Raw genomic sequence first — 22,276 nt, forward strand, 5'->3', positions numbered from 1 at the left:
AGGGCCGAACGGGGAGGCGGTTGCCGCCCCGCGTCGCGCCGGTTACTGGTGGGTGACCACCACCAGACGAATGGCGTCGAGACGCCAGCCGGCTTCATTAAGGTTGGCCAGCACCTGACGGCGGTTGAACTCCAGCGCTTCGACTTCGTCGTCGCGGATGTTCGGGTTGACCGCCTTCAGCGCTTCCAGACGCGCCAGCTCGGCGCTCAGCTTGTCGTCCGCCTCTTGCTTCGCCTGTTCGATAAGCGTGCGCGCCTGCGCTTCCACCAGGCTTTCCGCCTGCTGCAGCATGGCGTGCACGTCTTGCTGCACGGCGTTGACCAGCTTGCTGGAGGTGTGGCGGTTGACCGCGTTCAACTGGCGGTTGAAGCTTTCGAACTCGACCTGCGCCGCCAGATTGGTGCCCTTGCGATCCATCAGCATGCGGATCGGCGTCGGCGGCAGGAAGCGGGTCAGCTGCAGGTGCTTCGGCGCCTGAGCCTCCACCACGTACACCAGCTCAACCAACAGGGTGCCGACCGGCAACGCTTTGTTTTTCAACAGGGACACCGCGCAGCTGCCGGTATCGCCGGACAGGATCAGATCCAGGCCGTTGCGGATGATCGGGTGCTCCCAGCTGACGAACTGCGCGTCTTCGCGCGACAGCGCCCGATCGCGGTCGAAGGTGACGGTGCAGCCGTCCTGCGGCAGGCCCGGGAAGTCCGGCACCAGCATATGGTCGGACGGCGTCAGCACGATCAGGTTGTCGCTGCGGTCTTCCTGATTGATGCCGACGATGTCGAACAGGTTGAGCGCGAAGCCCACCAGATTGACGTCGTTATCCTGCTCGGCGATGGCGGCAGCCAGCGCCTGGGCTTTGTCGCCGCCGTTGGAGTGCATCTCCAGCAGGCGGTCGCGGCCCTGTTCCAGCTGCGCTTTCAACTGATCGTGCTGCTGGCGGCAGGCGTGGATGAATTCGTCGAAGCCTTCCTGTTCGGTCGGCGCGGCCAGATAACCGATCAACTGCTCGTAGCAGCTGTCGTAGATGGTGCGGCCGGTCGGGCAGGTGTGTTCGAAGGCGTCCAGCCCCTCGTGGAACCAGCGGCCCAGCACCGCCTGCGCGGTGTGCTCCAGGTAAGGCACCATGATTTGGATGTCGTGCATCTGGCCGATACGGTCCAGACGGCCGATACGCTGTTCCAGCAGATCCGGGTTGAACGGCAGATCGAACATCACCAGCTGGCTGGCGAACTGGAAGTTGCGGCCTTCGGAGCCGATCTCGGAACACAGCAGCACCTGCGCGCCTTCCTCTTCGGAGGCGAAGTAGGCGGCGGCGCGGTCGCGCTCGATAATCGACAGCCCTTCGTGGAACACCGCGGCGCGGATCGCTTCACGCTCGCGCAGCACCTGCTCCAGCTGCAGCGCGGTGTCGGCCTTGGCGCAGATCACCAGCACTTTTTCGTTGCGGTTGGCCAGCAGGTAGTCCAGCAGCCACTCGACGCGCGGGTCGAAGTTCCACCAGGTGGCGTTTTCGCCCTCGAATTCCTGGTAGATCTGCTCCGGGTACAGCATGTCGCGCGCGCGCGCTTCGACGGACTTCTTGGCGCCCATGATACCGGACACTTTGATCGCGGTCTGATACTGGGTCGGCAACGGCAGCTTGATCTGGTGCAGGTTGCGGTGCGGGAAGCCCTTCACGCCGTTGCGGGTGTTACGGAACAGCACGCGGCTGGTGCCGTGGCGATCCATCAGCATGGAAACCAGCTCCTGGCGCGCCTGCTCGGCGTTGTCGCCTTCGCTGTTGGCGGCTTTGAGCAGCGGTTCGATGTCCTGCTCGTCGATCAGCTCGCCCAGCAGATTCAATTTGTCGTCGGCCAGGCGTTTACCGCTCAGCAGCAGGGTGACGGCGTCGGCCACCGGGCGGTATTTCTGCTGCTCGGCGACGAACTCGCCGTAGTCGTGGAAACGGTTTGGATCGAGCAGGCGCAGGCGCGCGAAGTGGCTCTGTTGGCCCAGCTGTTCCGGGGTGGCGGTCAGCAGCAGCACGCCGGGGATATGCTCGGCCAACTGCTCGATCACCTGATATTCGCGGCTCGGCGCTTCTTCGCTCCAGGCCAGGTGGTGCGCTTCGTCGACCACCAGCAGATCCCACTGGGCGTCCGCCAGCTCTTCCAGGCGCTGCTTGTTACGGCGTACGAAGTCCAGCGAGCAGATCACCAGCTGTTCGGTTTCGAACGGGTTGCTGCTGTCGAGCTTGGCTTCGGCGTAGCGGCTGTCGTCGAACAGCGAGAAGTAGAGGTTGAAGCGGCGCATCATCTCCACCAGCCACTGGTGCTGCAACGTTTCCGGCACCACGATCAGCACGCGCTCGGCGCGGCCCGCCAGCAGCTGCTGGTGGATGATCATGCCGGCTTCGATGGTTTTGCCGAGGCCGACTTCGTCCGCCAGCAGCACGCGCGGCGCATGGCGCTGGCCGACTTCATGGGCGATGTGCAGCTGGTGCGGGATCAGGCTGGCGCGCATGCCGCGCAGGCCGGCGAACGGCAGGCGATACTGCTCGCTCTGGTACTTGCGCGCGCGAAAACGCAGCGCGAAACGGTCCATGCGGTCAATTTGGCCGGCGAACAGGCGATCCTGCGGCTTGCTGAAGGTCAGCTTGCTGTCCAGTAGGACTTCGCGCATCGCCACACCGCTCTCCTGGGTGTCCTGGCGGGTGCCGATATAGGTCAACAGACCGTTTTCCTCTTTCACCTCTTCCACCTGCAGCTGCCATCCTTCGTGGCTGCTGACGGTATCGCCCGGGTTGAACATCACGCGGGTGATCGGCGAATCGTTTCTGGCATAGAGGCGGTTTTCACCGGTGGCGGGGAAAAGCAGGGTAATCATGCGCGCGTCCAGCGCCACGACGGTGCCCAGTCCTAATTCGCTTTCCGTGTCGCTGATCCAGCGTTGACCAAGAGTAAAAGGCATATATTGTCGGCTCGATTCTTTGTAAGTAAGTCTTGTTACCGGGCGGGAAGGGCCGCGGCACCTGTACTGAACGTCTGCTATCCCGGTTTGTTTTAAATTTGACGGGCAATAGCCGTTCACGCCATGCAGACGTCGCGAGACGGCAGGGCTAAGCGTGGTTCAGTTTTGGGAAGGGCGCTATGGTAATGGAAGGCGGCGCGTTCGTCACCTGCAAAACCGGATGATTTTTCTTAACCTGGCCAATCTCAAAACAGCCCCATCTGCCCGGTGACCAGCGTGGTGAAATCGTCGTGCAAGAAAGGGAGTATAGCGTCTGCCACCGGTTGCAGTTGGCGTTCGAGGTAATGCTGATAGTCGATGGGCGAATGACGGGTTTCCAGCGGTTCCGGCCCGGCGACGGTCATCACGTAGCTGATCCAGCCGCCGTTCTGATACTGCAGCGGCCGCCCCTGGCTGCGGTTGTAGTCATCGGCGATGCGCGCGGCGCGGGCGTGCGGCGGCACGTTGCGCTGATAGTCGTCGAGCTTTCTGCGCAGGCGCTTGCGGTACACCAGCTGATCGTCGAAGTCGCCGTTCAGGGTTTTGCCGACGTAGTCGCGCACATAGTCCTGGTAGGGCTGCCGTTTGAAGATGCGCTGATAGAGCTGCTGCTGGAACTGCTGCGCCAGCGGCGTCCAGTCGGTGCGCACCGTTTCCAGGCCTTTGTACACCATCTCTTCCTCGCCGCCGGCGCGCGCGATCAGGCCGGCGTAGCGCTTCTTGCTGCCCTGTTCGGCGCCGCGAATGGTCGGCATCAGGAAGCGGGAATAGTGGGTTTCGAACTCCAGCTCCAGCGCGTTCTCCAGCCCGAACTGCTGCTGCAGATGCTGCTGCCACCAGGCGTTGACCCGCAGCACCAGCGCCCGGCCGATCTGCGCCGCCTGCTGCTCGTCATGCGGCTGTTTCAGCCACACGAAGGTGGAGTCGGTATCGCCGTAAATCACCTGATAACCTTCGGCTTCGATCAGCTCGCGGGTTTGGCGCATGATCTCGTGGCCGCGCAGGGTGATCGACGACGCCAGCCGCGGATCGAAGAAGCGGCAGCCGCTCGATCCCAGCACGCCGTACAGCGCGTTCATGATGATCTTCAGCGCCTGCGACAGGGGCTTGTTGTGTTGGCGCTTGGCGGCCTCGCGCCCCTGCCAGATCTGCTCGACGATCGCCGGCAGGCAGTGTTTGCTGCGCGAGAAGCGGGCGTTGCGAAAGCCGGGCACCGAATCGGCGTCGTTTGGGTGGCGCATGCCTTCCACCAACCCGACCGGATCGATCAGGAAGGTGCGGATGATCGACGGGTACAGGCTTTTATAGTCCAGCACCAGCACCGAATCGTACAGGCCGGGCCGGGAGTCCATCACGAAGCCGCCGGGGCTGTGTTCCTCCGGCTGTTCGCCGAGGTTGGGGGCGACAAAGCCCAGGCGGTGCATGCGTGGCATATAAAGGTGGCTGAAGGCCGCCACCGATCCGCCGCTGCGATCGGCCGCCAGCCCGGTGACGGTGGCGCGTTCCAGCAGGAAGTTGAGCAAATCGGCCTTGGCGAAGATGCGCGTCACCAGCTCGCAGTCCTTCAGGTTGTAGCGGGCCAGCGCCGGCTTGTCTTCGGCGAAGCGCCGGTCGATCTCCGCCATGCGTTGATAAGGGTTGTCGATCGCCTTGCCTTCACCCAGCAGTTCCTGCGAAACGTATTCCAGGCTGAAGGAGGGAAAATTCCAGGTGGCGGACTTCAGCGCTTCGATGCCGTCGATGATCAGGCGGCCGGCGGCGGCGGCGAAAAAGTGGTTCTGCTTGAAGCCGTGCTCGCGCCACTCCAGCAGGTTGCCGTCGCGCCCCAGCCGCAGCGGGATCTGGTAGCGTTCGGCGTGCTTTTGCAGCACCCGCAGATCGAACTGCACCAGGTTCCAGCCGATGATGGCGTCGGGATCGTGGCGCTCCAGCCACGCGTTGAGTCGTTCCAGCAGTTGGGGGCGGCTGGCGCAGTATTCCAGATCGAAATCCAGCGGCGCATCGCCGCCGTTGGCCGGCCCCAGCATGTAGACCTGCCGCTGGCCGCAGCCTTCCAGCGCGATGGAGTAAAGCTCGCCGTGGGCGGTGGTTTCGATATCCAGCGACACCAGCCTGAGCGTCGGGCGGTAGTCCGGCGCCGGCTTCATCTGGCCATTGAGCAACGGCCCGCCGCCGATGGCCTGGCCGTTGAACCACACCGGCGCGGTGATGAAGCGCTCCATCAGATAGCGTTCGGGCGGGCGAATGTCGGCCTCGTAGACCGTAACGCCGCCTTCCCGCAGCAGTTTTTCCAGCTTGATGAGCTGACGGTGCTGGCGGCAGTACAGCCCCAGCATCGGGCGGTGATGAAAATCCGTCAGTGCCAGCGGTTTCAGTTCCACCTGCCGTTCTTCGCGCAGCAGCAGTTCCGCGCGCGGCTTTTGTTCGGCGGGGATAAACGCCACCGAGGTTTGCGGCGGCAAGCGCAGCTGACGCGGGCCCGCGTCGGTCGCCAGCCAAAATTCGACCTCGGTGCCGGCGGGCGTGTCGCGCCAGTGGCGAGTGAGCAGGAAACCCTGTTGCAGTGCTGTCATAACCCCTTCGTCTTCCGCCGGGCGGCGTGCGCGACATTCAGCGAGATGTCGGTTTTGGCGCTAATATAGATAAATTATAGTATGTGTTTTTATACAGTCATTGTCCATCGGCGTTCGGCGCTGCCAAATACGCATACAATTCATCGATTGACTCGCCAGCGGCGGCGCTGGAAAATCCTCGGCCCCGTTTGGCCGAATAATCCGCAGAGGTGTAATGGAAGCCTATTTACAAGATTTGATCACCCAGTCGCTGGCTTTCACCCTGATGGTCGTCCTGCTGGTCGCTTTTCTCGAGTCGCTGGCGCTGGTGGGGCTGCTGCTGCCCGGCACGGTGATGATGGCCAGCATCGGCGCGCTGATCGGCAGCGGCAAGGTGGACTTCTACTACGCCTGGGCGGCGGGGATCGTCGGCTGCCTGCTCGGCGACTGGATCTCTTATTTCGTCGGCCGCGCCTTCAAGGGGCCCTTGCACCGCTGGTCGTTCCTGAAGAAGAACAAAGCGCTGCTCGACAAAACCGAGCACGCCTTGCACCAGCACAGCATGGCGACCATTCTGATCGGCCGCTTCGTTGGCCCGACGCGCCCGCTGGTGCCGATGGTGGCCGGCATGCTCGATCTGCCGCCGTACAAGTTTGCCTTGCCGAACATCATCGGTTGCCTGACCTGGCCGCCGGTCTATTTCTTCCCTGGCATCCTGGCGGGCGTGGCGATCGACATTCCCGCCGGCGCCAACAGCGCGATGTTCAAGTGGCTGCTGCTCGCCGCGGCACTCACGATCTGGCTGGCTGTGTGGCTGAGCTGGCGCTGGTGGCGTGAGGATAAGCGCAGCGCCGATCGGCTGAGCCGTTGGCTGACGCCGCTGCGGCTGCGCGTGGTTTGCGGATTGAGCTGGCTGGCGGCGCTGGCGGTCGGTTATCTGCTGAGCCAGCAGCCCTTGATGCCGGTGTATCGGCACCTGCTGTGGCAGGTGCTGTCCGGGCAATGATTGCGGGGGCGTAAGCCCCCTTCGTATTACTGAAAGAACGCTTCCAGCTGTTCAAATACCCGCACGTCTTCGCTGTGGCGCTTCACCTGCAGCACGTCTTCCAGCTTTTCCACCTGGCTGATCATTTGCTCCAGCCGCTGATCGTCGGCGACCAATAGCCAAATGCGGCTCTGCTGGCCGTCCTTCAGCGGCAGACACAGAATGCCTTCGACGTTGAACGCGCGGCGAGCGAACAGCCCGCAAACGTGCGACATGACGCCGGGATGGTTGCGCACGGCCAGCTCCAGGATCACCTGGGGTTTATCTTGTGGTTGCAGCATGGCTTATTCTCCAATCATGTCGATGTTGGCGGCGCCCGGCGGCACCATCGGGAACACTTTTTCGTTGATATCGATCAGCGCGTGGATCAGGCAGGGCCCCGGGCGTTGGATCGCTTCGGCCAGCGCCGCCTGCGGATCTTCCGCGGCGTTCAAATCGCAGGTATCCAGCCCGAATCCGGCGGCGATCTTCAGGAAGTCGGTGCGCTTCGGATAGGCGGCGGCGAAGATGCGCTGCTGGTAGAACAGGGTTTGCTGCTGGTGCACCAGCCCCAGCGCCTGGTTGTTCATCAAAATGATTTTCACGTCCAGATCGTGTTCGACGGCGGTGGCCATTTCCTGAATGTTCATCATCAGGCTGCCGTCGCCGGAGAAGCACAGCACTTTACGCTCGGGCTCCGCCAGCGCCGCGCCGATCGCCGCCGGCAGACCGAAGCCCATGGTGCCCAGGCCACCCGACGTCAGCCACTGGCGCGGCCGACTCAGCGGATAGGCCTGCGCCACCCACATCTGATGCTGGCCCACGTCGGTGGTGATAATGGCGCTGTCGTCCACGCAGCGCGCGGCGGCCAGCACCAGGCCGTAATGGCTCAGCGGATCGTCGGCGTTCGGCATGTTGAACGGGAACTCGCGCTTCAGGTCGTTGACGGTGCTCAGCCACGCGCTGCGCGGCTGCGTGTCGATCTGCGGCAGCAGCTGTTGCAGTACCTGGCCGACGTCGGCATGGATCGCCACGTTGGCCTGCTTGACCTTGCCCAGCTCGGCGCGGTCGATATCCACGTGAATGATGGCGGCGTTAGGGCAGAACTGCTCGGTTTTGCCGATTGCCCGATCGTCGAAGCGCGCGCCCAGCACGATCAGCAGATCGGCCTCCTGCAGAATGAAGTTAGTGCTGCGCGCCGCGTGCATGCCCAGCATGCCCAGAGACAGCGGGTGTTCCACCGGCATCGCCCCCAGCGCCATCAGCGTCATGGTGGTAGGCAGACCGGCGCGTTCGGCCAGTTCCAGCGCCTGACGGTGAGCCTCGGCGCAGATGATGCCGCCGCCCAGGTAGAGGATCGGGCGTTTCGCCTGGTTGATCATCGCGGCGGCCTGCGAAACCAGCGCCGGATCGAAGCTCGGTGCGGCGTCCGGCACAGCGATCGGCGGCAGCTCTTCCAGGGTGATGGTGGCGGTCTGCACGTCTTTCGGCACATCGATCCAGACTGGGCCGGGGCGGCCGGATTCGGCGATGCGGAACGCGTCGCCGATCACCTGCGGCAGCTCGCGGATATCGCGCACCAGATGGTTGTGCTTGGTGATCGGGATGGAAATGCCGTAGGTGTCCACCTCCTGGAAGGCGTCGGTGCCGATCATCGAGGAGGGCACCTGACCGGTGATGCACACCAGCGGAATGGAGTCGAGCTTGGCGTCGGCGATGGCGGTGACCAGGTTGGTGGCGCCCGGCCCGCTGGAAGCGATGCACACCGCCGCTTTGCCGTTGGCGCGCGCCATGCCCTGCGCCATAAAGCCCGCGCCCTGTTCGTGGCGCGCCAGTACGTGGTGAATGCGGGTGCTTTGGCTCAGCGCGTCATACAGCGGCAGCGCGGCGCCGCCGGGGATGCCGGCGACGGTGGTGATACCCTGCCGCTCCAGCAGATGAACGATCAATTGTGCGCCGGTGAAGCTGGTGCCCGGTTGAGGCGTGCCCGAAGTTGCCATGTTCCTGTCCTTTCTCAAGGCCGGTGAGCTTTTCTGGGCAGGGTGCTAAAGCAAGAAACCCCGCCCGGTTTGCGCCGGCGGGGTTTGGGAATCGATGCGTTGATTCGGACCCTACGGCGCATTGCCGACGACCACCACCACACGCACGACGACCACCGCGGCTGGTAGCGCGGTAACTAGTAGGGTCGAAGTCAGCGAGGATGCGATCACAGGGAACCTTATCATCAGTAAAAAGAGTCAGGTTTTTATAAAAACACAGGCGCAAAATTCGCACAACAGGTTTATTGGCGCAGCATAAAAAACGCGCGTCAGATCACGCTTTACCCGAAATGCCCAGCACGCGCGCTTCGGGCGCGCTGCCGTCCAGCAGCGCCTGCGTCGGGCCGTCGTAGTAGATGCGGCCATCGACCACCAGCAGCGTGCGCGGGGCGATGCGCGCGGCGTCATCGAGGTTGTGCGACACCATCAGCAGCGTCAGGTTGCGCTGTTCGCACACCGTCTGCAGCAGCTGCAGCATCTCGTTGCGCAGCGCCGGATCGAGCGCCGAGAAGGGCTCGTCGAGCAGCAGGATCGGCCGTTGGCGAATCAAACAGCGCGCCAGCGCGGCGCGCTGACGCTGGCCGCCGGAAAGCTGCGACGGCAGGCGCTCCAGGTGCTCCTCCAGGCCGACCTGACGGGCGATATGCGCCCGCTGTTGGCGCTGCTGTTCAGTCAAGCGCAGACCGGGATCCAACCCCAGCCCGATGTTCTGCGCCACCGTCAGGTGCGCGAACAGGTTGTTCTCCTGAAACAGCATCGACACCGGCCGTTTGGCCGGCGGTGTGGCGGTGTGGTCTTCGCCGTTCAGCAGCAGCCGGCCGCTGGCCGCCGGCAGAAAACCGGCGATCAGGCTCAGCAGGGTGCTTTTACCGGCGCCGCTGGGGCCGAGCACCGCGACGCGCTCGCCCGGCTGGATGCGCAGATCAAAACGCATCGGCAGGTGTTCATACAGATAGGTCAGTTTTTCAAGCGTCAGCATGGCGCCCCGGTAAGCGTTCGATCAGGGTAAACAACAGGAAGCACAACAGCAGCAACAGCAGCGCGGTCACCGCCCCGTCGTTGCTGCGGTAGGCGCCAATCTGCTGATACAGGTAAAAAGGCAGGGTACGGAAATGCTCGTTGCCAAACAAGGCGACCACGCCGAAATCGCCGATCGACAGCACGCAGGCGAAGGCCAGCGCCTGCGCCAGCGGGCGACGCAACGCGCGCAGTTCGATCAGCCGCAGCCGTTGCCAGCCGTGGATATCCAGCGACAGGCACAGTGGGTTGTAACGTTCGGCGAGGTCGCGCATCGGGTTCTCCAACACCTTCAGCGCATAGGGCACCGCCATCAGCGCATTGGTGAGGATCACCAGCGCATAGGGTGACTGCGGCAGCCCGATCGTATCGCTCAGCAGCAGGAAGAAGCCGGTGGCCAGCACGATACCCGGCATCGCCAGGATCACCATGCCGCTCAGCTCCAGCGCCTGGCCGCCGCGCAGATGCTGCCGCAGCTTCAGCTCGCGGCTGCTCCACAGCAGCATCATCGTGAGCGCCACGCACAGTAGCCCGGCGCCGAGGGCGATGCGCAGAGACGTGAACAGCGCCTGCCACAGCACCGGCTGGCGCAGCACGCTGACGATAGCCTGATTGGCGCCGTCGGCGATCACCGCCAGCAGAGGCGGCAGCAGCAGCAGCAGCGCGGCGGCGATCAGCAGAAAATCGCCGACGCGCCGCCACAGGCCGTCTTCCGGGTTGCGCCAGCGCTGGGCGTGGGTATGGCCCACCGGCAGCGCCTGGCTCAGCCGCTGGCTGATCAACACCAGCCCCAGACAACAGCTTAACTGGATCAGCGCCAGCATGGCGGCGCGGCCCAGATCGTAGTCGTAACTCAGCGCCTGGTAGATCGCCAGTTCGATTGTGGTGGCCTGCGGCCCGCCGCCCAGCGACAGCACGGTGGCGAAGCTGGCGAAGCACAGCATGAAGATCAACGCGCCGCTCGGCAGGATCTGGCGACGCAGCGCCGGCCATTCGACGAAACGGAACTGCTGCCAGCCGTTCATGCCCAACTGGGCGGCCAGCTGGCGCTGCTCCACCGGAATGTTCTCCAGCGCCTGCAGCAACAGGCGGGTGGCCAGCGGCAGGTTAAAGAACAGGTGCGCCAGCAGAATGCCCTGCAGGCCGTAGGGCGAGAAGCCATACTCGACGCCCAGCCAGCCGCACAGCGCTGCCAGCCAGCCCTGACGCCCATAGACGCTGAGCAGGCCGAACACCGCCACCAGCACCGGCAGCACCAGCGTCATGGCGCACAGCCGCAGCAGCAGCTGCCGGCCGGGGAAACGGCGGCGATAGAGCGCGCGTGCCAGCAGAACGGCGGGCAGCACCGAAATCAGCGCCGACAGCAGCGCCTGCCAAAAGGTGAAGCGCACCACGTGCCACAGGTAGCTGTCCTGCCACAGGCCGCGCCAGTCGCTGCCCGGCGCGTGACGCCACAGCGAGCCCATCGCCAGCGCGGCGACCAGCAGGATCACGCCGGCGGCCAGCAGCCCCGGCCAGAGCCAGCGGGGGATCAGCGGCTGACGGCGGTTTGCCATGCCCGGATCCAGCCGCCGCGTTGTTTGGCCACCTCTTCGGCGCTGTATTGCAGCGCGGTCTGCGGCACGTTCATCTGCTCAAAGCCGACGGGCAGTGGGGTGTTGATCACCGGGTACATCCAGTTGCCGGTCGGGATGGTGTTCTGGAACGCCGGCGTCACCATGAACTGCATGAAGCGCTCCGCCAGCTCAGGCTGTTTGGCGGCCTTCAGCTTGCCCGCCACTTCCACCTGCAGGTAGTGGCCTTCGCTGAACGTGGCGGCGGCGTAGAGATCTTTTTTCTCTTCGATCAGGTGATAGGCGGGAGAGGTGGTGTAGCTGAGCACCAGATCGCCTTCGCCTTTCAGGAACAGGCCGTAGGCTTCGCTCCAGCCTTTGGTGACGGTGACGGTCTTCTTCGCCAACTGCTGCCAGGCGGCCGGCGCCTTGTCGCCATACACTTTTTGCATCCACAGCAGCAGGCCGAGGCCCGGCGTGCTGGTGCGCGGATCTTCGTAGATCACTTTCCAGTTGCGATCGCTGCTGACCAGCTCCTGCAGGCTTTTCGGCGGGTTCTTCAGTTTTTCTTTGTTGTAGACGAAGGCGAAGTACCCGTAGTCGTAAGGCACGAAGGTCGCGTCCTGCCAGCCGCCCGGCACCGTCAGTTTGGCGGTGTCGACGCCGCTCGGCGCGAACAGGCCGGTTTGCTGCGCCGCCTGCAACAGGTTGTTGTCCAGCCCCAGCACCACGTCGGCGGCGCTGTTCTTGCCTTCCATGCGCAGGCGGTTCAGCAGCGAGACGCCGTCTTCCAGCGCGACGAACTTCAATTCACAGTCGCACTCGGCTTCGAAGGCTTTTTTCACCGCCGGGCCGGGGCCCCAGTCGGCGGCGAAGGAATCGTAGGTGTAAACCGTCAGCGTCGGCTTGGCGAACACCGGCGCGGCGCACAGCAGCAATAAGCAGGGCAGATATGTTTTGACCACGTTGCACTCCTGAAAAATAAGGGGGCAAGGGTATCTGAGGGGGCGAGGCGGCGTCGCCGGTTCGCTGGGCTCAAATCCCTCCGCCGGTATTGACCGGATCAGGTTCGACGGGTGTGCTCTCAGCGGAAAATCGGGCTTATCACGCGGCCCGACTTACCGCACCCCGTTGAGACGGCGCTATTGTAAAGATTAACCGACCCGGGCGAAAGGCGCTTATGCCTCCGGCGGGGCAAACCAGGCGGACTTGAAGTCGAACCAGCCGAGGGTGTTCATCCGCACGCCGCGCATGCTGCGCTGGCCGTGCAGCTGTAGCCAGTGGTGGAACAGCGGATGCAGCTGGTGGTTGCTGACCAGACGCTGGCAGAAATCGGCCAGCGGCAAGCGGTTGGCGCGCCACAGCGCCGCGTCCTGCGCCAGATCTTCGTTCATGCAGTGCTGCATCAGCGGCAGTTCGTACAGCGTGGCGAACAGCGAAAACTCCAGCGGCAGATAGAAGTTGGCGCTGCCGAGCCACAGATCGCTGCGCGCGTCGCCCTGGTGCCAGGTGGCGTAATCCACGCTTTGCACAATCAGGCGGATGCCGTGCTGCGCCAGCAGCGGTTCGATCGCCTGGCGAATGGCGTGAAACTCCGAATGCTCATTGAAGTGGGTCATCGTCAGTTCAGTCAGGCCCGCGGGCTTGGGCTGCTGCGCCAGCGTGCGGTTATGGTGCCAGCGCGGCAGCAGGCCGTACGCCGGCGACCAATAGCGCTGGTAGAGCGGCCCGGCGTGGCTCAGCAGCGAAATGGGGTTGATCAATTCGCACAGCCAACTGCGAATGGCGGGATCGGCGGCCAGCGGGGAGCGCTGATCGAACAGCAGGAAATAGCAGCCCTCTTCCAGCCGGCTTTCCAGCTCGCTGTTGCCGGTTTCATCGCCCTGCAGCTGTACGCCGGAGTGCACCAGCTCTTCGGAAAACTCCGGCAGCACCCAGATGTTCACCTCGTCGATCAGCGCCCGGTAGCCGAAATAGTCGTCGAAGGCGTGGATCTTCATCTGGCTGGGATGGTTGCGCACCATGCGGTAGGGGCCGGTGCCGACCGGATGGCGGGCGAAATCAGGCAGTTCGCGCCATTCGCGCGGCAGGATCATGGCCTGCACGCTGCCCAGCAGCCAGGGCAGCCAGTGGTCGGGGCTGCGCAGCTGCACGTCGATCACGAACGGCGTCGGCGAGGTGACGCTCTCGATATGCGAGAACAGCGGTTGCGAGGTCAGACGCGAGAGGGAAGTGATGACGTCCGCCATCTCCAGCTCGCGGCCGTGATGAAAATGGATCGCCGGGCGCAGGTAAAACCGCCAGTGCAGCGGCGTCAGCGCCTGCCAATGGTGGGACAGATCGGACTCGAGTTCCCCGTTTTCCTCATTTATGCGCGTCAGGCCGTTGAAGATCTGGCGCGCCAAATGGGTTTCCGAACGCCGCAGCGCCGAGCCGGGCAGCAGGTTGTACAGCTGCCGGTAGTAGAGCACCCGCAGTATATGTTTCCCCTGGCGGAAGCTGCGCCCCAGCTGCGACAGCAGCATCTGGCGCACCACGTTTTTGTCGCCCACCAGCTGCACCAACTGATCGATGCGGTCCTGTTCCAACAGCTCCTCGGCCCGCTGTTGCTGCAGCGCCAGGCCGGTGTAGTGGAAGGTTAGCCGCGAACGTTTGCCGCGCCCCGACTCCGCCTGCCAGGTGAGCCAGCCCTCTCGCTGCATGGCGCTCAGCAGGGAGCGCACGTGGCGCCGCGAGCAGCTCAGCACCTCCGCCAGATCCTGCAGCGTGGTGTCGGTGGCTTCACCGTGGCAGCGCTGCCACAGGCGGATGAACTGCTGCTGCAATCGGGACGTGGACATAAAAGAGGAACGCTCCTGCCTCAACTCGTCAATTTTTCTTTCCCTATATTACGCCGATAATTTTCATCAATGAAAGGGGGAGGGCGTAATGATGAAAGCTTTCTTATCCAGACAGTTCTACCAGCGCTATTTCAGCGCGGTGCGCCGCCAGCGCGCAGACTGGCTGAGCGTGGTGCCCGAGCAGGCGCGGCTGGCGATGCTGGCGCACCTGACGCAATGGGACATCAAAGAGATGACCGATAAGCAGTATCGCGAGCACCTGTAGGGACTCCGGCAACCAATTTCTGAGTAATGGTGCTGTTTCACCAGCCAGTGGGGCGACCCACTGGTTTTTTTATGCGTGGTCATGGCAATGCGCTTGCATTTTTCTCGCCGTGGCCTAAGGTTCTTTTTTCTGCTTTGAGGTCAGGGAAGACGATATGCAACGCCTGAGCCGGTTGTCACAGCGCATCAATCCCATCTTTGCCGCATTCCTGCTGATTGCTTTTCTTTCTGGCATCGCCGGCGCGTTGCTGACGCCGACGCTCAGCCTGTTTCTGACCACCGAGGTCAAGGTGCGGCCGCTGTGGGTCGGGCTGTTTTACACCGCCAACGCGGTGGCCGGCATCGTCGTCAGTTTTCTGCTGGCCAAACGCTCCGATACCCGCGGCGATCGGCGCAGGCTGATCCTGCTGTGCTGCCTGATGGCGGTCGGCAACTGTCTGCTGTTTGCCTTTAACCGCGACTACCTGACGCTGATCACCGCCGGGGTGCTGATGTCCGCCGTTGCCAACACCGCCATGCCGCAGATTTTCGCTTTGGCGCGGGAATACGCCGACAGCGAGGCGCGTGAAGTGGTGATGTTCAGCTCGGTGATGCGCGCCCAGCTATCGCTGGCGTGGGTGATCGGCCCGCCGCTGTCGTTTGCGCTGGCGCTCAGCTACGGGTTCACCGTGATGTTCCTGATCGCCGCCGCCACCTTCGCGGTCTGCGTGCTGCTGGTAGGATTCATGCTGCCTTCGGTGCCGCGCGCGGCGGATGGCGAAGGGTTGCGGGAAGGCGCTTCCGCGCCGATTGCGCCCGCCAGCGCCTGGCGCAATCGCGACGTGCGGCTGCTGTTCATCGCCTCGATGCTGATGTGGACCTGCAATACCTTGTACATCATCGATATGCCGCTGTATATCACCGCCGATCTCGGCCTGCCGGAGGGGCTGGCCGGGGTGCTGATGGGCACCGCCGCCGGGTTGGAGATCCCGGCGATGCTGTTGGCCGGTTATTACGTCCAACGCTTCGGCAAACGCAACATGATGCTGCTGGCGGTGGCGGCGGGCGTGCTGTTTTATCTCGGGCTGACGGTGCTGGAGAGCAAGCCGGCCCTGATCGCGCTGCAGTTGCTCAACGCGGTGTTTATCGGCATCGTCGCCGGTATCGGCATGCTCTATTTTCAGGATTTGATGCCGGGCCGGCCGGGCGCCGCCACCACGCTGTTCACCAACAGCATCTCTACCGGGGTGATCCTGGCCGGGGTGCTGCAGGGCGCGCTGGTGGAGAATTTCGGTCATGGCTCGGTGTATTGGATGGCGGCGCTGTTGGCGCTGGCGGCGCTCGGGATGAGCGCCAAAGTGCGTGAAGTGTGAGGTCAAACGACGGCATTCTTGATGCAAGTCATTGAGAAGGCTGAACCGGACGCCCAAGCTGAAGACATATGGCGCGCGATCGTTGCGCCCACGCCCATCTCGCTATTGAGATGCCGCCTTGTCGTTTAGAACAGTGGGAACGTTATGGATAAACTCACACCGCTCAAACCGCTTCCTTCCCTGTGCGCCCTTGCCGCCACGCTGATTATCTGGTTCCTCATTCCCGTGCCGGAGGGCGTCGCGCCTAATGCCTGGCAGCTGCTGGCGCTGTTTATCGGCACCATCATCGCCATCATCGGCAAGGCGATGCCGATCGGCGCAGTTTCGGTGATCGCCATCGCCCTGGTGGCGGTGACCGGCGTCACCAATCCCGGCAAGCCGGGCGCCGCGCTGGACGACGCGCTCAGCGGCTTTTCCAACCAGTTGATCTGGCTGATCGGCTTTTCGATCATGATCTCCCTCAGCCTGAATAAAACCGGGCTGGGCGCGCGCATCGGCTATTACTTTATTTCGCTGTTCGGCAAAAAAACGCTGGGCATCGCCTATGCGCTGACGCTGGCGGAAACCACGCTGGCGCCGGTGACGCCGAGCAACACCGCGCGCGGCGGCGGCATCATTCACCCGATCATGAAGTCGATCGCCGACAGCTTCGGCTCCAAACCCGAGCTCAATACCTCCGGAAAAATCGGCCGCTACCTGTCGCTGGTGAACTACAACATCAACCCGGTCACCTCGGCGATGTTTATCACCGCTACCGCGCCTAACCCGCTGATTGTCAGCCTGATCGCCAAAGGCACACACGGCAGCTTCGAGCTGTCCTGGTCGATGTGGGCAGTCGCCGCTCTGGTGCCGGGACTGTGCTCGCTGATCGTGATGCCGCTGGTCATCTATCTGCTGTATCCGCCGGAGGTGAAAAGTACCCCGGACGCGCCGCGCTTCGCGCGCGAAAAACTGCAGGCGCTGGGGCCGGTAACGCTGCCGGAGAAAATCACCCTCGGGGTGTTCGCGCTGTTGCTGGTGCTGTGGGCCGGCATTCCGGCGATGATCTTCGGCCCGGCGCTGGCGGTCAATCCCACCACCGCGGCGCTGATCGGCCTGGCGGTGCTGCTGGCCACCGGGGTGCTGAGCTGGGAGGATGTGCTCAAGCATAAAGGTGCCTGGGACACCGTGGTGTGGTTCTCGGCGCTGGTGATGATGGCCAGCTTCCTCGGCAAACTGGGGCTGATCGGCTGGCTGTCGCAAACCGTGGGCAACGGCATCGACCATATGGGCATGAGCTGGGTGGGCGGCACGATCTTGCTGACCCTCATCTATTTGTATTCGCACTATTTCTTCGCCAGCACCACCGCGCACGTGACGGCGATGTTCGCCGCTTTCTTCGCCGCCGGCATCGCGCTCGGCGCGCCACCGGCGCTGCTGGGCCTGATCCTGGCGTTCTCTTCCTCGCTGATGATGTCGCTGACGCATTACGGTACCGGCACCGCGCCGATCGTCTTCGGCTCCGGCTACGTGACGCTGGGGGAATGGTGGAAAGCGGGATGGGTGATGAGCGTGGTTAACTTGCTGATCTGGATAGTGATCGGCGGAGCATGGTGGAAGCTGCTGGGCTACTGGTGAGGAAAAAAACTCACCCGCCGGGCGGCGGGTGAAGGGGGTTAATTCAGAAACGCCGGCTGCTGCGCTTCGTAGCGGGAGATGTCCGCTTCGTGCTGCAGCGTCAGGCCGATGCTGTCCAGCCCGTTGATCATGCAGTGGCGGCGGAAGCTGTCGATTTCGAACGGATAGCTTTTGCCGCCGGCGTTGACCGTCTGGTTCTCCAGATCCACCACGAACTCCGTTCCCTCGTTGGCGTCCACCAGCTTGAACAGCTCATCCACCTGCTGTTCGCTCAGCGTCACCGGCAACAGCTGGTTGTTGAACGAGTTGCCGTAAAAGATATCGGCGAAGCTCGGCGCGATCACCACTTTGAATCCGTAATCGGTCAGCGCCCAGGGCGCGTGTTCGCGCGAGGAGCCGCAGCCGAAGTTCTCGCGCGCCAACAGGATGCTGGCGCCTTTATAGCGCGGTTTGTTCAGCACGAATTCCGGGTTCGGCTGCTGGCCGGCGTCGTCGAGGAAACGCCAGTCGTTGAACAGGTGCTGGCCGAAGCCGGTGCGGGTGACCTTCTGTAAAAACTGCTTGGGAATAATGGCGTCGGTGTCGACGTTGGCCGCATCCAAAGGCACCACTAAGCCGGTATGTTGAGTAAATTTAGCCACGTTAGCCCCTTAGTGAATATCACGGATGTCGGCGAAGTGACCGGCAACGGCGGCCGCGGCGGCCATCGCCGGGCTGACCAGGTGGGTGCGCCCACCGCGGCCCTGACGCCCTTCGAAGTTACGGTTGCTGGTGGATGCGCAGCGCTCGCCCGGATTCAGGCGGTCGTTGTTCATCGCCAGACACATCGAGCAGCCCGGCAAACGCCATTCGAAACCGGCTTCGATAAAGATTTTGTCCAACCCTTCGGCTTCCGCCTGGGCCTTCACCGGGCCGGAGCCCGGCACCACGATGGCCTGCACGCCGCTGGCGACCTTGCGCCCCTTGGCGATCGCCGCCGCCGCGCGCAGATCTTCGATGCGCGAGTTGGTGCAGGAGCCGATGAACACTTTGTCGATCGGCACGTCGGTCAATTTGATGCCCGGTTTCAAGTCCATGTAGGCCAAGGCTTTTTCCGCGGAGGCGCGCTCGACCGGATCGCTGAACGATTCCGGCGCCGGGATCGCCTGATTGACGGCGATCACCTGGCCGGGGTTGGTGCCCCAGGTGACCTGCGGCGCGATCTCTTCGGCGCGCAGCGTCACCACGGTATCGAATTGGGCGTCGGCATCGGACTTCAGCGTGCGCCAATAGGCGACCGCCTGCTCCCAGTTTTCGCCGGTTGGCGCGAACTGACGCCCCTTCAGGTAGGCGAAGGTGGTGTCGTCCGGCGCGACCAACCCGGCTTTGGCGCCCATTTCGATCGCCATGTTGCACAGGGTCATGCGTCCTTCCATGCTCAACGCTTCGATCGCCTTGCCGCAGAACTCCACCACGTGGCCGGTGCCGCCGGCGCTGCCGGTTTTGCCGATCACCGCCAGCACGATGTCTTTGGCGGTAATACCCTCGGCGGCGTCGCCGGTGACTTCAATCTTCATGGTCTTGGCGCGGCCCTGCTTCAGGGTCTGGGTCGCCAGCACGTGTTCCACTTCGGAGGTGCCGATGCCGAACGCCAGCGAGCCGAAAGCGCCGTGGGTGGCGGTGTGCGAGTCGCCGCAAACGATAGTCATGCCCGGCAGCGTCATGCCTTGCTCAGGCCCGATCACGTGCACGATGCCCTGGAACGGGTGGTTCAGGTCATACAGCGAAACGCCGAATTCCGCGCAGTTCTTGATCAGCTCCTGCATCTGGATGCGCGCCATCTCGCCGCTGGCGTTGATGTCTTTGGTCTGGGTCGACACGTTGTGATCCATGGTGGCGAAGGTTTTGCCGGGCTGGCGCACCTTGCGGCCCATGGCGCGCAGGCCGTCGAACGCCTGCGGCGAAGTGACTTCGTGCACCAGGTGACGGTCGATATACAGCAACGGCGTTTCGTTCGGCGCTTCGTGCACCACGTGGGCGTCGTACAGCTTCTGGTATAAGGTCTTGGCCATGTTATGCCCCCTGAGCTACAAAGCGAGCGATGATGTCGCCCATTTCATCGGTGCTGACGGCTTTGCCGTCACCGGCCAGATCGGCGGTGCGGTAGCCCTGTTCCAACGCCTGGTTGATGGCGCGCTCCACGGCGTCGGCCGCTTCATCGGCGCCCAGGCTGTAACGCAGCAGCAGGGTGGCGGACAGGATCTGCGCAATCGGGTTGGCGATGCCTTTGCCGGCAATATCCGGCGCGGAACCGCCCGCCGGTTCGTACAGGCCGAAGCCTTGCTCGTTCAGGCTGGCGGACGGCAACATGCCCATCGAGCCGGTGATCATCGCGCACTCGTCGGACAGGATGTCGCCGAACAGGTTGGAGCACAGCAGCACGTCGAACTGGGACGGATCCTTGATCAGCTGCATGGTAGCGTTGTCGATATACATGTGCGACAGCGACACGTCCGGGTAATCCTTAGCGACCTGATTGACCACTTCACGCCACAGGATGGAGCTTTGCAGCACGTTGGCCTTGTCGATCGACGTCACCTTGTGGCGGCGCTTGCGGGCGGATTCGAAGGCGATGCGCGCGATGCGTTCAATCTCGAAACGGTGATACACCTCGGTATCGAAAGCGCGCTCCTGCATGCCCTGGCCTTCGCGGCCCTTCGGCTGGCCGAAGTAGATGCCGCCGGTCAGTTCGCGCACGCACAGAATGTCGAAGCCGCGGGCGGCGATGTCGGCGCGCAGCGGGCAGAATGCCTCCAGCCCTTGATACAGGCGCGCCGGGCGCAGGTTGCTGAACAGTTTGAAGTGCTTGCGCAGCGGCAACAGCGCGCCGCGTTCCGGCTGCTCGGCCGGCGGCAGGTGTTCCCATTTCGGGCCGCCTACCGATCCGAACAGGATGGCGTCGGCCTGCTCGCAGCCGGCGACGGTCGCCGGCGGCAGCGGGCTGCCGTGGCGATCGATGGCGATGCCGCCGACGTCGTATTCGGCAGTGGTGATGCGAATGTCAAAGCGTTGACGCACCGCGTCCAACACTTTGCGCGCCTGAGCCATTACTTCCGGGCCGATGCCGTCTCCGGGCAAGACGGCAATGTGATAAGTCTTCGTCATGTTCACACCGTTTCCTGATTATTTTGATGTTTGTTTTGCTGCAGGCGCTGCTTTTCTTTTTCTACCTGCTGTGAGCGCCAAATATTGTTCAACACGTGCACCATCGCCTTGGCGGAAGATTCGACGATGTCGGTCGCCAGACCTACGCCGTGGAAGCGGCGGCCGTTGTAAGAGACCACGATATCCACCTGGCCCAGCGCGTCGCGGCCATGGCCCTTGGCGGTCAGCTGGTATTTCACCAGCTCGATCGGGTAGTCGGTGATGCGATTGATTGCCTGATAAACCGCATCGACCGGGCCGTTGCCGGTGGCGGCTTCGGCTTTCTCTTCGCCGCCGCAGATCAGTTTCACCGAGGCGGTGGCCATGATGCTGCTGCCGGACTGCACGCTGAAGTAGCCCAGGCTGAAGTGCTCCGGCTCTTCCTGCTGTTTGTTGATGAAGGCCAGCGCCTCCAGGTCATAGTCGAACACCTGGCCCTTTTTGTCGGCCAGCTTCAGGAAGGCGGCGTACAGGGTATCCAGGTTATAGTCCTGCTCCTGGTAGCCCATCTCTTCCATGCGGTGTTTCACCGCCGCGCGGCCGGAGCGGGAGGTCAGGTTCAACTGCACGTCTTTCAGGCCGATCGACTGCGGGGTCATGATTTCGTAATTTTCGCGGTTCTTCAGCACGCCGTCCTGGTGAATGCCGGAGGAGTGGGCGAAGGCGTTGGAGCCGACGATCGCCTTGTTGGCCGGGATCGGCATGTTGCACAGCTGGCTGACGATCTGGCTGGTGCGGAAGATTTCCTGATGATTGATGTTGGTGTGCACGTTCATGATGTCCTGGCGCACCTTAATCGCCATGATCACCTCTTCCAGCGAACAGTTGCCGGCGCGCTCACCGATGCCGTTCAGGGTGCCTTCCACCTGACGGGCGCCGGCCTGAACCGCGGCGATGGAGTTGCCGACCGCCATGCCCAAATCGTCGTGGCAGTGCACGGAAATGATGGCTTTGTCGATGTTCGGCACGCGGTCATACAAGGTGGTGATGATGCCGCCGAACTGGTTCGGCGTGGTGTAACCGACGGTGTCCGGAATATTGATGGTGGTGGCGCCGGCGTTGATGGCGGCTTCGACCACGCGGCACAGATTGTCGATCGGCGTGCGGCCGGCGTCTTCACAGGAGAACTCTACGTCGTCGGTGTAGTTGCGGGCGCGTTTGACCGAGCGCACCGCCATCTCCAACACTTCGTCGAACGAGCGTTTCAGCTTCGATTCAATGTGCAGGGTCGAGGTGGCCAGGAATACGTGGATGCGGAACGCTTCGGCGACGCGCAACGCTTCGGCGGCCACGTCGATGTCTTTGTCTACACAGCGGGCCAGGCCGCAGACGCGGCTGTTCTTGATCTGGCGCGCGATGGTTTGCACCGACTCGAAGTCGCCCGGCGAAGAGACCGGGAAGCCGACCTCCATCACGTCGACGCCCATTCTTTCCAGCGCCAGCGCAATCTGAATCTTCTCTTTTACGCTCAGGCTGGCCTGCAACGCCTGTTCGCCATCACGCAGCGTGGTATCGAAAATAATGACTTGTTGGCTCATCGGTGCATTCCTTATCGTGTTGATTTCACGCTAAGCGGGCAAAAAAAAACCCGCGCAGTAGCGCGGGTTTCTTATGGGTGATCGGCTGAGTCAGCTCCGAACTTCGTCCACAGGCATACCGCGCAAACAAGATGCGTTGAGTAGTAGGCCTAGTAGACGATGAGTACGGATCATAAGGGTTCAGCTTCTCTTAAATTGGGTGTCTGCCTAATTTGATACGTGATTGGCCTGGCGATGTCAACACCTGATTGAATGCGGGGACAATGCACCTGCCCATTGGCCAAACAGAGGATCATTCGGCAAAAAAGC

17 protein-coding genes and 1 riboswitch are annotated in these 22,276 nt (G+C 63.0%); of the genes, 4 read left to right on the forward strand and 13 right to left on the reverse strand.

Going from position 1 to position 22,276, the window contains the following annotated elements; all coding sequences use genetic code 11:
• Positions 1-42: 42 nt before the first annotated feature.
• Together rapA and SSARUM2_RS03140 are read right to left on the reverse strand one after the other, a co-directional pair.
• Positions 43-2,949 carry an RNA polymerase-associated protein RapA gene (gene rapA, locus SSARUM2_RS03135; protein ID WP_033637081.1) on the reverse strand — a complete coding sequence of 969 codons (2,907 nt, stop codon included), beginning with the start codon at positions 2,947-2,949 and terminating at the stop codon, positions 43-45.
• A 245-nt stretch (positions 2,950-3,194) separates the two neighbouring features.
• The gene (locus tag SSARUM2_RS03140; RefSeq protein ID WP_060452781.1) at positions 3,195-5,561 is read right to left on the reverse strand and encodes a DNA polymerase II; all 2,367 of its coding nucleotides are present in this window, start codon (positions 5,559-5,561) and stop codon (positions 3,195-3,197) included.
• A gap of 214 nt (positions 5,562-5,775) precedes the next feature.
• On the opposite strand from SSARUM2_RS03140, the gene SSARUM2_RS03145 reads away from it, so the two are divergent.
• Positions 5,776-6,546, forward strand: coding sequence for a DedA family protein (locus SSARUM2_RS03145; RefSeq protein WP_033637083.1), 771 nt, complete (start codon positions 5,776-5,778; stop codon positions 6,544-6,546).
• Positions 6,547-6,572: 26 nt separating this feature from the next.
• On the opposite strand, the gene ilvN is transcribed toward SSARUM2_RS03145, so the two are convergent.
• The 7 genes from ilvN to sgrR all read right to left on the reverse strand — a co-directional run bounded on the left by ilvN (position 6,573) and on the right by sgrR (position 14,013).
• Complete coding sequence (gene ilvN, locus SSARUM2_RS03150) at positions 6,573-6,866, reverse strand: acetolactate synthase small subunit (RefSeq protein WP_016929110.1); 294 nt, start codon at positions 6,864-6,866, stop codon at positions 6,573-6,575.
• 3 nt (positions 6,867-6,869) lie between these two features.
• On the reverse strand, positions 6,870-8,564 hold the full coding sequence (gene ilvB / locus SSARUM2_RS03155) for an acetolactate synthase large subunit (RefSeq protein WP_060452780.1): 1,695 nt from the start codon (positions 8,562-8,564) through the stop codon (positions 6,870-6,872).
• Between the two features lie 111 nt (positions 8,565-8,675).
• Positions 8,676-8,774 (reverse strand): ilvB operon leader peptide IvbL, encoded by a 99-nt coding sequence (ivbL, locus tag SSARUM2_RS03160; protein ID WP_099785722.1) that lies wholly within the window; start codon positions 8,772-8,774, stop codon positions 8,676-8,678.
• Between the two features lie 103 nt (positions 8,775-8,877).
• A complete protein-coding gene (gene thiQ, locus SSARUM2_RS03165; RefSeq protein ID WP_025301552.1) occupies positions 8,878-9,582 on the reverse strand; it encodes a thiamine ABC transporter ATP-binding protein ThiQ in 705 nt (234 codons plus the stop codon).
• On the reverse strand, positions 9,569-11,176 hold the full coding sequence (gene thiP / locus SSARUM2_RS03170; RefSeq protein WP_060452779.1) for a thiamine/thiamine pyrophosphate ABC transporter permease ThiP: 1,608 nt from the start codon (positions 11,174-11,176) through the stop codon (positions 9,569-9,571). Before thiP ends, thiQ begins: the two co-directional genes overlap by 14 nt.
• Positions 11,152-12,138, reverse strand: a complete 987-nt coding sequence (gene thiB, locus SSARUM2_RS03175; RefSeq protein WP_033637088.1) for a thiamine ABC transporter substrate binding subunit — start codon at positions 12,136-12,138, stop codon at positions 11,152-11,154. Before thiB ends, thiP begins: the two co-directional genes overlap by 25 nt.
• A 57-nt stretch (positions 12,139-12,195) precedes the next feature.
• A riboswitch (TPP riboswitch) is annotated at positions 12,196-12,314 on the reverse strand.
• A gap of 37 nt (positions 12,315-12,351) precedes the next feature.
• Positions 12,352-14,013, reverse strand: a complete 1,662-nt coding sequence (gene sgrR / locus SSARUM2_RS03180) for an HTH-type transcriptional regulator SgrR (RefSeq protein ID WP_060452778.1) — start codon at positions 14,011-14,013, stop codon at positions 12,352-12,354.
• 88 nt (positions 14,014-14,101) lie between these two features.
• Here sgrR and sgrT point away from each other — a divergent pair, with 88 nt between their 5' ends.
• The 3 genes from sgrT to SSARUM2_RS03195 all read left to right on the forward strand — a co-directional run bounded on the left by sgrT (position 14,102) and on the right by SSARUM2_RS03195 (position 17,246).
• The gene (gene sgrT, locus SSARUM2_RS03185; protein WP_170310358.1) at positions 14,102-14,278 is read left to right on the forward strand and encodes a glucose uptake inhibitor SgrT; all 177 of its coding nucleotides are present in this window, start codon (positions 14,102-14,104) and stop codon (positions 14,276-14,278) included.
• A gap of 154 nt (positions 14,279-14,432) precedes the next feature.
• Positions 14,433-15,629: a sugar efflux transporter gene (locus SSARUM2_RS03190; protein WP_033652907.1), complete on the forward strand. Its 1,197-nt coding sequence runs from the start codon at positions 14,433-14,435 to the stop codon at positions 15,627-15,629.
• A gap of 144 nt (positions 15,630-15,773) precedes the next feature.
• Positions 15,774-17,246, forward strand: coding sequence for a DASS family sodium-coupled anion symporter (locus tag SSARUM2_RS03195; protein ID WP_033649188.1), 1,473 nt, complete (start codon positions 15,774-15,776; stop codon positions 17,244-17,246).
• A gap of 38 nt (positions 17,247-17,284) precedes the next feature.
• On the opposite strand, the gene leuD is transcribed toward SSARUM2_RS03195, so the two are convergent.
• The 4 genes from leuD to leuA are packed head-to-tail and all read right to left on the reverse strand — an operon-like array spanning position 17,285 to position 21,967.
• Entirely contained in the window at positions 17,285-17,887 is a 603-nt protein-coding gene (gene leuD / locus SSARUM2_RS03200) for a 3-isopropylmalate dehydratase small subunit (RefSeq protein WP_025159634.1), read from the reverse strand.
• A gap of 9 nt (positions 17,888-17,896) precedes the next feature.
• A complete protein-coding gene (leuC, locus tag SSARUM2_RS03205) occupies positions 17,897-19,297 on the reverse strand; it encodes a 3-isopropylmalate dehydratase large subunit (protein WP_033637093.1) in 1,401 nt (466 codons plus the stop codon).
• 1 nt (position 19,298) lies between these two features.
• Positions 19,299-20,390, reverse strand: a complete 1,092-nt coding sequence (gene leuB, locus SSARUM2_RS03210) for a 3-isopropylmalate dehydrogenase (RefSeq protein ID WP_033649192.1) — start codon at positions 20,388-20,390, stop codon at positions 19,299-19,301.
• A gap of 2 nt (positions 20,391-20,392) precedes the next feature.
• Positions 20,393-21,967, reverse strand: coding sequence for a 2-isopropylmalate synthase (leuA, locus tag SSARUM2_RS03215; RefSeq protein ID WP_004932820.1), 1,575 nt, complete (start codon positions 21,965-21,967; stop codon positions 20,393-20,395).
• Between the last annotated feature and the right edge of the window lie 309 nt (positions 21,968-22,276).

Source organism: Serratia sp. K-E0102 (assembly GCF_029962625.1).
GTDB lineage: Bacteria > Pseudomonadota > Gammaproteobacteria > Enterobacterales > Enterobacteriaceae > Serratia > Serratia sarumanii.